This window comes from Pirellulales bacterium (assembly GCA_036499395.1).
Classification (GTDB): domain Bacteria; phylum Planctomycetota; class Planctomycetia; order Pirellulales; family JACPPG01; genus JACPPG01.
This window is the reverse complement of sequence record DASYDW010000143.1, coordinates 16,205-29,551: the sequence shown is the minus strand read 5'-3', so window position 1 is coordinate 29,551 and position 13,347 is coordinate 16,205. Positions and strand designations below refer to the sequence as shown.

General features: G+C 60.6%; 8 protein-coding genes and 1 tRNA gene. 5 read left to right on the top strand and 4 right to left on the bottom strand.

Going from position 1 to position 13,347, the window contains the following annotated elements:
* Positions 1 to 5: 5 nt before the first annotated feature.
* Both VGN12_30060 and VGN12_30055 read left to right on the top strand, forming a co-directional pair.
* Positions 6 to 935, top strand: a complete 930-nt coding sequence (locus VGN12_30060) for a hypothetical protein (GenBank protein ID HEY4313725.1) — start codon at positions 6 to 8, stop codon at positions 933 to 935.
* 127 nt (positions 936 to 1,062) lie between these two features.
* Positions 1,063 to 2,145, top strand: a complete 1,083-nt coding sequence (locus tag VGN12_30055) for an alpha/beta fold hydrolase (protein ID HEY4313724.1) — start codon at positions 1,063 to 1,065, stop codon at positions 2,143 to 2,145.
* Here VGN12_30055 and VGN12_30050 read toward each other — a convergent pair.
* Both VGN12_30050 and VGN12_30045 read right to left on the bottom strand, forming a co-directional pair.
* Complete coding sequence (locus tag VGN12_30050) at positions 2,142 to 5,645, bottom strand: UvrD-helicase domain-containing protein (protein HEY4313723.1); 3,504 nt, start codon at positions 5,643 to 5,645, stop codon at positions 2,142 to 2,144. The genes VGN12_30055 and VGN12_30050 overlap by 4 nt on opposite strands.
* Positions 5,618 to 8,959 (bottom strand): PD-(D/E)XK nuclease family protein, encoded by a 3,342-nt coding sequence (locus VGN12_30045; GenBank protein HEY4313722.1) that lies wholly within the window; start codon positions 8,957 to 8,959, stop codon positions 5,618 to 5,620. Before VGN12_30045 ends, VGN12_30050 begins: the two co-directional genes overlap by 28 nt.
* 352 nt (positions 8,960 to 9,311) lie before the next feature.
* Between VGN12_30045 and VGN12_30040 the strand changes: the two genes are divergently transcribed.
* Both VGN12_30040 and VGN12_30035 read left to right on the top strand, forming a co-directional pair.
* Positions 9,312 to 9,656, top strand: a complete 345-nt coding sequence (locus VGN12_30040) for a rhodanese-like domain-containing protein (protein HEY4313721.1) — start codon at positions 9,312 to 9,314, stop codon at positions 9,654 to 9,656.
* A gap of 78 nt (positions 9,657 to 9,734) precedes the next feature.
* A tRNA-Leu gene (locus VGN12_30035) sits at positions 9,735 to 9,818 on the top strand.
* 240 nt (positions 9,819 to 10,058) lie between these two features.
* On the opposite strand, the gene VGN12_30030 is transcribed toward VGN12_30035, so the two are convergent.
* A complete protein-coding gene (locus VGN12_30030; protein ID HEY4313720.1) occupies positions 10,059 to 10,877 on the bottom strand; it encodes a hypothetical protein in 819 nt (272 codons plus the stop codon).
* Between the two features lie 484 nt (positions 10,878 to 11,361).
* On the opposite strand from VGN12_30030, the gene VGN12_30025 reads away from it, so the two are divergent.
* Positions 11,362 to 12,846: a hypothetical protein gene (locus VGN12_30025; protein ID HEY4313719.1), complete on the top strand. Its 1,485-nt coding sequence runs from the start codon at positions 11,362 to 11,364 to the stop codon at positions 12,844 to 12,846.
* 177 nt (positions 12,847 to 13,023) lie between these two features.
* On the opposite strand, the gene VGN12_30020 is transcribed toward VGN12_30025, so the two are convergent.
* On the bottom strand, positions 13,024 to 13,200 hold the full coding sequence (locus VGN12_30020; protein HEY4313718.1) for a Flp family type IVb pilin: 177 nt from the start codon (positions 13,198 to 13,200) through the stop codon (positions 13,024 to 13,026).
* Positions 13,201 to 13,347 lie beyond the last annotated feature (147 nt).

The following is a 13,347-nucleotide window of genomic DNA, read 5'->3' as shown; positions in this document are numbered from 1 at the left end:
TGCATATGGCTGCCGTGATGTCGTCCCAGGGGCGACCGCTCTTTCGAACGGGAATGTTCCTGCTGCTGGCCGTCGCAATCACGGCCATCGTCGGCGTTCGTTATTTCATTCTGTCCGATCGGTATCCGATCGACGCGTCAGCCGCGGCCGTTTCTAAAGTCACGGCGAAAGACTCGGTTCCCACAGATTCCGCGTGGTTACAGGCGCTACTAGATAATCAGCGTCCCAAACGTTTGCTGCGGATGATCGCGTACGATCCGGCAACGCAGCAGCAATTGTCGATCGCACAATTGAAAACTCTCGGTCGTCCAGATCAGCCATTCACCTTTGTCGGCGACTACGACGAGTTGCGCACCTACACCGTGGCCGAGGCGGTCTACAAGGTCGGTGGAAATCTCGACCGCGGGCAGCACGTTTCGGCGATCGTATTCCCGGCCGGTGATCGTCCGCTGTATGCGGCCAGCGCACGCGGTGTATTGCAAGTGATCGCGACGGTCGAAAAATCGCTCGACGAAAAGGCCGCGGATTTCGTGCCTGCCGACCTGTCGAAACGACTTCCCTCGCCGGCGCTCGCCGCGCTTGCCGACGTCAGCCAATCAGCAGGCCGCTGGGCGAACTACCGGCAATACTATCGCGACTATGCTCAGGCGGTCGCCGAAATCCGCGAGGCGCATTGCACGGTGCTGAATTATATCGGTTCAATCGATCGCGATTGGCATCCGCTAGGCTACGCACAAGCTATCGGGCGCGAACAACCGCGAACCTCAAAGCTATACGCCGATCTCGATGGGCAACAAATGCCCGTTCCCGATTTCGGTGCTCGCGTATTCCTGGTAGCCAACGCCGCGCTCGCCGATCTGTCAGGCCAATGTCTTATCGATTTCGATGAACCGGGCAAGCAGCGCATTCCCGACCTCGACTTTTCCGTGGAATAAGCGGGGCGCATTAGGCTGCTAGTCGGCCAAGGGCTTGCCCAACGGCTCGGACGGGGCTTAAGCTACTGCGTGCCGCAGCGGTTTCAATCACAAGCCAGGTGCTTGAAAATTTCGTTCGAGGTATTGCTTGAGTTTTCGAACTGTCCACGATCACGCCATACCCACCTTTCGGCCGCACCCGCTGTTGCGCAGCGGAAATCTGCAAACCCTGGCCAGCGTTTATTTCCCGGGGTCGCTCGTCGAGTACCAGGCTCGGCAGCATCACGTTCTGCTCGACGACGACGACCGACTCGTCTTGCATGACGACTGCCCCGCGGAATGGGCGGCCGGCGATCCGGCGACGCTGTTGATGCATGGCCTCGGCGGCTGTCATCAAAGCGTTTACATGCGACGCACCGCCGCCAAGCTTTGCGAGCATGGTGTTCGTGTGTTTCGCATGGACCTGCGCGGTTGCGGCGCGGGCGTCGAACTTGCCCGGCTCCCCTATCACAGTGGCCGCTCAGCGGATGCCGCCGCGGCGCTGCGGTACGTCGCTGAACAATGTCCCGGCTCCTCCGTCACGCTGGTGGGGTATTCGCTCGGCGGAAATATTGCACTGAAACTGGCTGGCGAATCCGCCGGCAGCCCGCCCGATAACCTGTGCCGGGTTATGGCCGTTTGTCCGCCGTCGGATTTATCCGCCTGCTCCGCATGGATCGGCCGTTTGCGTAATCGTGGGTACGACCGCTACTTTGCCAAACTGCTCGGCAAACAATTGCTCGACCGCAAGGCCCGTGCTCCGCAGGCAGTGTCGGTCGATTTTGCCCGACGCCCCAGGCAACTGCGCGAGATCGACGATTGGTTCACGGCGCCGGTCTGCGGCTTCGGCACCGCCGAGAATTATTACCGGCAGTCCAGTTCAGCCCCGCTGCTGCCGGACATCCGCGTGCCAACGCTGATTGTCGCAGCGGCGGACGATCCACTCGTGCCGCGACAGATGTTCGAGGCGTTACGCCTTTCGCCCACGACGACGCTTCGCGTTACCCGTCACGGCGGCCATTTGGGATTCATCGGCACGGCCGGCAGCGATCCCGACCGCCGCTGGCTCGATTGGCGCGTCGTCGATTGGGTATTGCACGGTCCATCTTTTCATTCGATGGACGCCCAGCGCCCGCATCACGTGAATCCCGCCCCCGCTGAGCATGCACCATCGGCCGGCGTCCGCACTTAATTCGCCGTCGCGGCTTGCCAGCTTCCCAGCGCCGCATTCACCCGCTCGATGACGCGCGCCCGCGATTCCATGTTCCAAGGCACCGCGTGCTCGACCTTCGGTTGCAGAAAATAGAGCGTCAGGCTCGTGGGGCTGACGCCCAATACTTCGTCTACAGCCAGCGCGTAGAGCGCCATTTGCAATTCGTAACTGGCCGCCAGCCGCGGCACACCGGCAGCCGACACCCGATTCGTCTTGTAATCCAGGATGTGCCAGCCTCCGTCGCGGTCCTGATACAAGCAATCGATGACACCTTGAATCGATTGCCCCTCCCCTGCCCCCCCGGGCGGCCACCGCAGCAAAAACTCCAGTTCCCGATGCACGGCCTGCGCCTGCCGCAGGGCCTCGGCGCGCGGCGAACGCAAAAACTGCTCGATCATCGCGGCGGCCGATTCAAGATTGACGTCGGCCGTCGCAAATCGTCGCGCTAACTCATCTCGGCACCGCTCTGCAACTTTTCGCTCATTGCTGAATGCCACCTGCGCAAGCACGGCATGGACCAGCGATCCGAGCTTCGTGGCATCACCCGCCACGTCGTCGGTCAAAAGCTCGACGGCGGCGCGTCCTTCATCGGTGACGACGTCTGGCCAGGATGTTTCGACTTTTAAATCGCTCGCCAGCCGCGAAAACGAAAAGACACGCTGGGCCGTTCGGTCGGCAGACAGCGGCGCCACTAGCGGTGGCAAAATGCCCCGACCGTTTGCAGCCCGCTCGTGCGCCTGTGTCGTGATCGATTTCCAATCAACGTGTCCCGCACCGTCTGTTGTCTTCCGTGGCGCCGGCGGTTCCTCGAGCGTCACATTGACTCGTGGTCGCCCGTACTCCGGGGGCAGTGCCACGCGCAGGTCGCCCGAGCGCAGGTCGAATCGTTCGCCAACAAACTCGAGCCATCCTGGCGGCTCGTCCAGATTCTTGACTCCCGCCGACAGCATCAAATAATCCGCGGCCCGGGTCGTCGCGACGTACAACAGACGAATCCCTTCGTCAGCTTCCTCCGGCTCTTCCATTTTTCGAAACAGATCGAGACCGCAAGCTCCCTCGCTGGCCGGGCTGGTTTTTGCCCTAACGAGCGGCCCCAATTCTTTATCGAATTCGAACGCATCTTGCGAATTGCGCTTCGCTCGGGCCAGATCCGGAACGATCACGACCGGAAATTCCAGCCCCTTCGCCTGATGAATTGTCATCAACCGAACGACGGTGCTGTTTTCGAGTTCCACGGGCGCCGGCGGCTCGTCCGGCTGCCGGGCGATGAACTCGCCGAGTTCGTGAATGAAGTCCGACAAAGTGAAAATTCCTGACTCGTCGAATCCGCGGGCCTGGTCGATCATTTTTCGCAAGTTGGCCAGCTTCCGCTCGCCCAGGAATTCCGCCAGTAGCAGGGCGTCATAGCCAGTGCGAGCTAGCGCCTCGCGAATGAGCGCCGCCACCGGCAAGCGATCTTTACGCGCTCGCAAGTACAACAAGGTTTCGGCCGCGAACTTGGCCTGGCGCCGTTGCTCTCGATCCAAGTCCTTCGGCAACTCCGTCGCGAACAGGCCGGCCGTTATCCCTTCCGGGTGTTGCCCGAGCCAGAATAGCGTCTCGTCCGCTAGCGAAAAGAACGGGCTGCGCAGCACACCGACCAGGCTGACGTCATCGCCCGGCGCGTCGATCGCCCGCAGCAAGTTCAGCAGGTCAAAAATCTCTTGCTGCGCATAAAAGGCACCACCGCCGACGAGATAATGGGGAATTCCGTAGCGACGCAGCGCCTCTTCGTAGTACCGCACGTCCGATAGCGCGCGGAACAAGATAGCCACATCACCCGGCCCGGCCGGCCGCGATTCACCGGTCGCCCGATCCGGCACGAGAATCTCGTGGGAATCGAGGAGAGCAGCCAATCGCCGCGCGAGCCAATCCGCCTCGCAGCGTCGCAATGGCTCGACCGTTACCCGTTCGACATTGTCGCCCGGCAGCGTTGCCCACAGGAATTCAATAGCCGGCGCTTGCGCAAGTGCAGGCCGACTCGCAGTAAGCGGACGGTACTGTCCCTTGTCTAAGCGCTCGCAAAACAGGGCATTTACGAAATCGAGCACCGCCGGCTGACTGCGAAAATTCTTCGTTAGTGGCAGCCGACCTTCCGACGGAATCTTCTTTTGCAACTCCCGAAACACTGCAGGATCCGCGCCGCGAAATCGGTAGATGGATTGCTTCGCGTCGCCGACGAAGAATAGTTTGCCGCGTTCGAGCTGGTCGCCGCACAGGGCCTTGACCAACTCGACCTGCAGCGGATCAGTATCCTGAAACTCGTCGACTAATAACAAATCCAACTGCGATGACAGCCGGTTGCGCAATTTCTCGCCGTGCGTACTGTTCAACAACTTGCGCGTCAGCGCCAACAGATCATCGAAATCGAGCAGACCGAGTTCGCGTTTTTGTTTCTCATACGCTTGCAGAATTGGCTCAGCCACGCGCAACAGTGCCAGGCCTGCCGAGGCACTGGCTAAGGCCACGTTGGGTTCGATACCACATTTCGGCAGTGTATCGTCGATCCATTTTCGCACGGCCTTAACAGCGTCGCGATATTCAGCGTACCGTTCGGCGCCGAGACTCCGCCAATGGCGCTCGTGGGTGACGTACTGTACCGTGGCGGACTCGCGGATGATCGCCCAGGCCGGCAGGATGTCGGCGCCGCCGTCGAGCGCCGCGAGTTGCATTTTCAGCGCCTCAAATCGCTCGATCAGTTTCTGATTCTCCGGCGTCCAATTGCCGACGATCTTGCGTACCGTCGCAACCTCGGGAAGCTCGAGGAACTTGTCTCGCAATTGCGGCAGAAGCTCGTCGCGTTCGACTTTTTGCCATTTTTTGACTAGCTCTTGCGGCGTCATCTTGGCCCAGGCGGCAAAATCGATCTCATGCCGATGCCCCAGCAGATGCTGAAACATTTCGCGCAGCCTGGGCAGATTGAACATAACGACCAGATCTAAAAGATCCTCGTTCATGTTCCCCAACTGCGCGCGCAACTGATCGTCGATTTGCTCGGAAAAAAGCGTGGCCGATTGCCCCGGCTGCAGAATCTGGAAGTGCGGATCGATATCGGCCTCGACAGCATGCGCACGCAACAGCGCTCCGCAGAAGGCGTGGATCGTACTAACCCGGGCCGTTTCCAATTCGCGCAGCAAGGCCAGCCAGGCCGGCGCTTCCTGGTCGCTCGCTTTGTGCAAGCGATCGCGGCACTTGCGGCGCAACCGATCGCGCATTTCGCGCGCCGCGCGGTCCGTGAACGTAATCGCGATCAATCGCGACAACGACGACGAACTGCCCCCCTCCGAGTTGGTTTCCGGCGAAAGCGCCGCCAGAAATCGCTCCACAAGGACATGCGTTTTCCCGCAGCCGGCGCCGGCTGACAGCGCGATCGAGACGCCACGCTTGTTGATTGCGTCGTGCTGCTCCTCGGTTACTCCGGAACTGGTGGCGGTTGCCATGGCTTCTCCGTTGCCCTCGCCTGGTTAACTCGGCACACGGTCGCAAAGTCGCAAAAACTCGTGCATTCGTCATCGCGACTAAACACCGGAAAACGGCCGGCACGAATGCTCTCCACCATCGCGATGACGCGTGAGGTATCGGCCTCCCGCACTTGCTGCCACAACTCGGTCAGCTTCGGCACATCATCGCGAAGTTCATGCATGGGGAGTGGAGGTGCCTTCGGGTAGCCCTTTCCAGCGATGAACCAATAGCCAGCAGCCCACGGCAGGCTTCCCTCGCGCGCGAGCAACTGCTCAGCGGCCAGGGCGTACAGAAAAACCTGCAGCGCGTCTCCCGATTCGATCGCCGCGAGGCCGTAGCGGGCCGAGCTGCCCGACTTATAGTCCAACACGCCGAAGACCGGCTTTCCGCCGGCGCGCCCCAGGTCGACACGATCGATGCGGCCACGCACCAATACTTGCCGCTTGCCGTCAGTCAGAAGCAGCGGTTCGGCGGTGGAAAGAGGATCGTCGCTCAGCCGCTCATCACCGAACGACACCTCAAAGTACGCCGGCGCAAGTGGCTCGTCGAGCTTGCTCCACAGCGCGTCATACCGCGCGTGCTGACCGGCATATTCCTCCAGCCAATTACGCAACTGCCGGCGTTCGATCTCGGCCAGCGCCGCTTGAAAGGGCTGCGCCCGGTCCTGGGCACGCAATTCCAGTTCAGCGAGCAGTTTTTCCGTCGCATCACGAAAGGCGGCCTTGGCCGCCGGATCCGCCGGCGATACCGGACGCCCCACCGCGCTATTCACCTCTCTGTGTAGGCGCGCCAGCGCCTCGTGCAACGTCGCCCCGCGCGATAAGGGATCAATGCTCACATTCAGTTCTTCGACCGGACGCAAGCTCAACACGTTCGATAAAAAGAATCGGTAGGGGCACTGCTGATATTGCTCCAGGCGACTCGCGCTGAAGCGAACCTGCGGACCGAAGTCGGCTTGCAGCATACGCGTGGCCGCAGAGCCAAGCATCCCTTCGAAGGGACCGAAATCGACGCGGTCCGCTCTGCTGACAATCGCGGCCAGTCCGGCCTCGATATTTTCGAACAGTGGGCGCGTCGGTTCCGTGGCCAGACCCGCCAGTAGTCCCGTTGCGTCAATGGCATGATCCTTCGCGCCACGCGTGACGTCGATTCCCGCCGCGTGCGCCACGGCGAGAATTCGTTGGTCGGTACCGCCCGCGGCCAGAGCCCGGTGCGGGATCGGTCGCAGATCATCAATGCGGAACCGCTCTACCTTTCCACCGCACGCCTCTTCCAATTCCCCCAGAAAAGGACTCGCCAAAAGCGGCTGCCCTTTCTCATCGAGGCCGGGAAAACTCAGGTGCAGGCGGCGCCGCGCGCGGGTTATCACTTCATAGAACAGCAGCATCTCTTGCTGGCTGATGTCGGCACGCAATACCAGCGGCAAGCCCGCCTCGGCGAACCGCTCGTAGTCGGACTCTGCGTACAATCGGTCAGCGCGCTCAGGGGGCGGAAACGCTCGTTCCGACAAGCCGACGAAAAACAAATACGGGATCGATAGCGCCCGGACGCTGGTGGCCGACAGCACTCGCACCCGTCCCGTTTCGTTGATCGTCGAGCGGAGCATGCCGGACTGCACAACGTCGCTCAACAGATCAAACATACCGGCCGCGTCGAATTCTTCGGCGGCCGCTCCCTGGGGCGTCATGGACTTCTCAACAGACGCGAGAACTTCACGCATCATTTGCCAGGCGGCTTCATCCTGTTGCGCAAACGGATCATCCGTCGCGGCAAAGTCGATCCCCGCTGTCAGCCCGATCTCTTTCCCCAGGCCCGTCAGCGCATCCATCCACGCGCTGATCGTTGCGCGCGCCGGCAGGTGATCGAACGCCGCGGCCAGACGCTCGAGAATGGGGAACGTCTGCCGCGCGTCGTCGCGGCGCCTGCGCGCGTCGAAATCGTTCAAATCTGCGATGCTCGTTGCACGCCGCACGGCCGTTAATAACGCCTTGCGGCCACGCGCCACTTGCAATGAGCGGATCGTCCGATCAGCCCGAATGACACTCGCGCCCGGCGACCAAATATCCCAAGCAGGCCGAAAGTAGTTGTTCCCCAAGAGATGCAACAGCCCACGAAACGGCCAATCTTCAACGTGCAAGCGAAATACCGCGATCAAGGCGGCCAGGATCGGAGATTGAGTTAGCGGAGTTCCCTGCTCCAGCGCGTACGGAACGCCCAACTCGTCGAAGACCTCGCGCAGTAGCGTCGAAAGTGCGCCGGGCGAACGCATAACGACCGCGACATCCGCCGGGCTGACCTTGCAACCTTGACGTTTATCTCCCTGGACAAGCAACTGCTTGATCTGACGTCCCACCAGATTCAACTCGTCAATCACCCGCCCCGCTTCGCTCACTTCGATGCCTGCCGCATCCTCGGCCGGGCGTACCAGCCGAGGGCTTTTGAATAACTCTTGTTCGACATGTGCCTGCGCCGGCCAGGCGGACCGCGGTAGGCGATCGAGCGTTTCGATGGCGAGGTTCGGCAGCCGCCGCTTCATTTCCTGGCACGCCGCGCGCGGCTTCGCGAACAGGTTGGGCCGGTCCGTCTCGGCTTCCATTAGCAGCGAAACCTGCAACGACGCGACGCGATCTGAAAGGATTCGGAGGATCTCGTGCTGCGGGCGCGTGAATTCCGTGAAACCGTCGACCACGACATGGCGCAAGGCTTCGAAGGGGCGCGTCTGCCCCTCGCGCAGCAACTCGCGGGCCGTCCAAAAGCGCCCTTCGCCGTCATACAACTGGCGTTCGTTGAGATGCAGTTGATAGGCTTCGTAGATCGCTACTAAATCGCCATCCTTCAGCTGAGCATCACGTCCGCAGGCTTTCCGGAACTCATCGGGCCAGATTTCCTGCCGCTTCAATTCGCTAATGAATTCGGCGACCAGGTCGACAAATCCAGTGGTTCCGGCGATCGGGGCGAAATACTTCAAACCCTTTGCATCAACCGCACGTTGAATCAGCCGCCGCAGAATCTGCCGCTTGATAAGGTCCGTGATCGGCTGCACGACCCTTTCACTGGCGGCCAGAACCTGCTCGGCAAATTGGTCGAACGTCATTACCCCGGGGGCAAAGCATGCCCGCAGTTCCCCCTCCAACAGCCGCTGGCGAACCTCGGCAGCGCTGCGATGCGTCGGAGAAATCCACAGCGAGCCGCCGATGGGCCCGGTGCGCAATGCCTCGCGATGGCCGGTCAGCAGGCGTTCCGTTTTGCCACTTCCCGACGGCCCAGCGATGACTGCCACGCGTCCCAGCATTCGGCCCTGCCCTCCGTGATGATCACGCCCCGCATCCCGATGTGCGCGGCGGTGAATTGATGAACTCGGTCCGCCGCGGTCCCACGATTTGAGCCGCGCCAGACGCAGCCGGGCACGAACTACCTCACGCCCATGACTCCGCCGGTACCGACCTTCTCAGTCCATTGTCCCGGCATGCCAGGCCCGGTTCAAGCGGTGACGGACAGCAGCAATCGCCGGTCAGTGGCCTCAGCTTCACGTTTCGGCCGCACGGACGTAGAATCTAGTGCTCTGCGATGCCCATCATCCTGGCCAAAATGGCCTGAATTGCCGTAACCGCTAGTCGTTCTCTTTCCCGCGAGTTTAATCCGTCATGAATGCCGAACACGATTGCCCCCTCGAGGTCACCTGCCGCGGCGTGAAGGATAAGCTCGATACGGGCGAGGCGTTTATGCTGCTCGATTGCCGCGAGGTGGACGAGTATTCGATCGCGCACATCGAAGGTGCAAGGTTGCTGCCGATGAGCGAGCTTTCCGCCCGCCTTGGCGAGCTCGACGCCTATCGCGATCAAGAAGTCATCGTGCATTGCCACCACGGCGGGCGTAGCGAGCGCGTGGCCAATTGGCTTCGCGGGCAAGGCTTTGCTAAAGCCCGCACGATGGTCGGCGGCATCGATCGCTGGGCCGAAGAAATCGATCGCACCGTATCGCGCTATTAAGTGCCGTGATTTGCGAAGTGGGGGCCGCCCGAAGCGGCTTGAACGGGACCCCTTCTTGACCTATAAATGAGGACCCCAGCCGAAGTGGCGGAATTGGCAGACGCGCAACGCTCAGGACGTTGTGGCCGTAAGGTCGTGGAGGTTCGAGTCCTCTCTTCGGCATTTTTGGGCAGCTAGTGAACCCCCGCACGGGGATCACAGGGGGCTGCGATCGTCGCGGCATGCGATCGATCTCTGGCGGCAATTCGCTGCCATTTGAAGGGCCTTGCCGTGTGGCCGCTAAGCCGCATCCGCTGGGCTACTTGCGGGCCCCGTCCGACCATTAGGCCCTGTCCTCGGACGGCCCACCGCAGTTCGCCAGCCCGCTGGATCGAACGGCTCCGATCGCGCGCTTTTCCGCCGTTACCTTGCAGCCGGTTCGGCCGAGACACTCGCGGCGTCACTCGTTTCGGTTTTAGCACCGGCACCGACTTCTTCGGTTCGCTGGTACAGATGGGTGTGGTGCCGATCGGTCAAGCCCATGGCGCAACCGGATCGTTTGTACTGTAGCTCGTAGAAAAGATCGCCATCGTAGCGCAGCCCAACCGGCGCATCGAGCAAGTAGTCCGCGCTATCCAAGCGATAATCGTACAGTACGTTTCGCACGACGTGGCCGGAGGCGAGCAATTTCGGCACATCGATGCAGGGAGTCTTCTTGCCGCCAATATCCAGGCAGGTCGGGCCGTCCACGTAGGCCAAGTCAATGGTCTTGGGTAATGACGCACTATAACCTTGTTCGTAAAAGACGACCTGCCCGGATTCCTGAACCTCACTGCAACTTTTGCGCTGCTCCCATTGCACCAGCTTTCGCAGTTGATCGGGAAGCTCGCTGCGGACCACCTGCTGCCATTCGGGGGTCTCGTCGACCGTTACGATCGACGCGTTGTGCCGTGCCGCGTACCGAGCAAAGATGTACGTGGTAATCCCCGAGCCGAACTCGACGATCGATTGCGGGCGAATGCGCTCCAACTGATAGATAAGTTCCAGCAGCTTCCAAGCGAGGAAGGTGTGGTCAGCGGCGCCTCGGGAAAGCCGCAGCTTCATATATTCCTGCACGTCGGGAGCATATTGAGCGAGGTGCTTCCGTGCTCGCGCACTGCGATTGTCGTAAGCCCGTAGTGCGAGATTCAGCAGCGCCTTGTCAGTGACGTACACCGCGGCGTTCCGCAAAAACGACTTCATAAAGAACGATCCCCACTCGGTCTACGCGCCGCATTTTGGAAGAAGCACGCCTAAAGAATAAGTGTGCCCTCGAACGACGCAATGGCATACTTGCAGATTCGTTATATCCTCATCCGCAGCCCAATATTCGGGCGGCAAATCCCACCGATCAAAACCTACATCTACAATGATTCATGCGGGCATTTTATGCAAAACTTGCGAAAGCTGCGTCCCTCAAATCTACATTCACCGTACAATGGCGCTTGCCACGGCGGGACCTTCGCCCCTTGACGGCGTTGCACTCCGCGGCAATCTTTTTTTCGGAACATTCGGCTCTTCTACCACGCCCTAAGCCGCAAATCGGCGCGCCGTCATGGCCCCTAGGGCGTCGATCACTACCGTGTCCGTCAGCGTGCCAGGGCGACCCATGGCCGATTATTCGCACCTACGGCATCGGCAAAGGCTCCTCCACGAACGATTTCTACATTACGGGGCTGCAGAGGTTATGACGCTTATGCGCCTGATCATCATTCGTTCCATCCGCCGCGTGCTGCTTGCCGTCGGCCCCCTGATTCGGCAAATGGTCTTCTGCCTGCGACGAGGCGAGCCGCTGATCTTGGGCCGAGGCCTGGCGATCTTGTTCGCGTTTTCCGCTGTCGCGTCTGCAGACACCTATAACCCGGCATCCCTTGGTGCCAAGTACGGCGCGACCGACGACGCGTCGGTCGCGGCCAACGATGCCGCGATCGTCAAAGCCATTCGCCGCATCACAAGTCAGGGGGGCGGCGAGATCGTGATTACAGGTTCGCTCGCGCTGTCGAAAACCATTCCCTGGCCTTCGGTCATTTACGCTAAAACACCCCAGTACCCGACTCATTTTGCCATTCGTGGCACCCCTGACGCTGAGTTGTATGACATCGATGGCGGCATCTTGATCGACGTTCCCCAGCCCAAACGCCCTTCGAACCTGCCGGGCTACGACGTGCGCCAGCGGATCGAAAACATTGGCATCCGCGGCGGATCGGTACGAATCACGGGCGGTGGAAAATACATCTCGGTGCATGGCTTAAGAATTTACGAGGTCGAGCATGGCGTCGCGCTGAGCGTTACGAACTACGATGGCGGCGTTCTGGAAGCCAACATTCACAACAACCCCGGCGCCACAGGCTTTGTGCTGAACTCGTGTCATTACGTGCAGGTCGACCTCACCAGCCGCGAGAACGCCGTAGGCGGCATCATCGAGGGGTGCGACGCCCTCAATGGACGGATCTATTGCGAAGCCAATACGGGTTTTGGCATCGCCATGCACAGGCTGAATCGCTCGAACATTTGTTGGTGGTTGGAAGCGAACAACAAGAGGCATCTACAGGGCAAACGTCGGTTCTGTTGGGGAAACGTCTTCACCGGCATGACGCAAAGCGATTCGAACGAGGCCTGGGACGACGACCCCTTTTCCCGAGTAGGAAATTCCTCTCCCTCGTCCCCCACCGTCCTGGCGGGACTCGGCGAGTTGACGGCCACGGCCGTTCCCGGACGGACGCAATTCCCCTCCGGAGTCGACCTGGCAGGCGATACCGTGACCATCCATCCGGACGCGTTTGTGAATGACAAAGCGCCCAGTGGCCAACCCAATTGGATCGAACTAAAACCGTCCGATCGCGACGATTGCGGCGGCAGTTGGCAACCGGGGGACGTCTTCATCGCCACGGTGAAAGTTGTGCCCGACGCCGCGGCCAAGAGCTGGTACTCGCGCCATCCCCAGGTGCAACTCCTGTTTGTCGCTGGTTGCATGACGGGCGCTCCGCCCGACTTTAATCAGCGTTGGTTGCCCGAAGGCTCGGGCCAGGAAATGGTGGTGTTCGGCCAATGCACCAAGGCCGGCACAGGCCTGCGGCTATTCTTTTACCCGCACCTCAGTGCCGACGGCGTCGGTCCGGACAAAACGCTGTCCTTTAAGATGAACGCCGAGGTTCGTAAGCTGCCGCGTTAAATCACGCAGGCTCGCCTCGTCCCGGATTGCACGGCAATCACACGTGCATTCGATGCGCATGGCGATCAGGCAAAGCGCAAAAAAAATGCGGTCGGAGTCGTACCTCCGGCGGGTTACACCAGAAGCACGCTTCGACCGCTAGCCGACACCCTCGCCGGCACGTATTCGGGAGCCCGATTACGAGCCCAATTGCGTTGCTACGTTGTTGAACGTGCTATTGGCATTTGTGCCGATCGATTGAATCGCCGCCAAGCAGACGATCACGATCAACGCCAACATCACCGCGTATTCAACGGCGGTTGGGCCATCCTCGGACTTGATGAACTTCCAGCATTTCGATGCGAAGGGCTTCATAGTTGTCGTCTCCACAAGCTGTGGGGCCGCGACCCGGTCGGAAGACACCCGACCCGATGGGATGTGGCAGCGGTCACCGGACAAGTCTTTTGCAGGAGAGGCCGTTTGATTGCCTCTAGAGGAACACTATGTCAAATTCGTCCGGTG

Excerpts from the sequence above, each read along its gene's own strand:
- VGN12_30045 (HEY4313722.1), bottom strand. The coding sequence starts at position 8,959 with ATGCTGGGACGCGTGGCAGTCATCGCTGGGCCGTCGGGAAGTGGCAAA.
- VGN12_30060 (HEY4313725.1), top strand. The coding sequence starts at position 6 with ATGGCTGCCGTGATGTCGTCCCAGGGGCGACCGCTCTTTCGAACGGGA.
- VGN12_30020 (HEY4313718.1), bottom strand. The coding sequence starts at position 13,200 with ATGAAGCCCTTCGCATCGAAATGCTGGAAGTTCATCAAGTCCGAGGAT.
- VGN12_30025 (HEY4313719.1), top strand. The coding sequence starts at position 11,362 with ATGACGCTTATGCGCCTGATCATCATTCGTTCCATCCGCCGCGTGCTG.
- VGN12_30030 (HEY4313720.1), bottom strand. The coding sequence starts at position 10,877 with ATGAAGTCGTTTTTGCGGAACGCCGCGGTGTACGTCACTGACAAGGCG.
- VGN12_30050 (HEY4313723.1), bottom strand. The coding sequence starts at position 5,645 with ATGGCAACCGCCACCAGTTCCGGAGTAACCGAGGAGCAGCACGACGCA.
- VGN12_30040 (HEY4313721.1), top strand. The coding sequence starts at position 9,312 with ATGAATGCCGAACACGATTGCCCCCTCGAGGTCACCTGCCGCGGCGTG.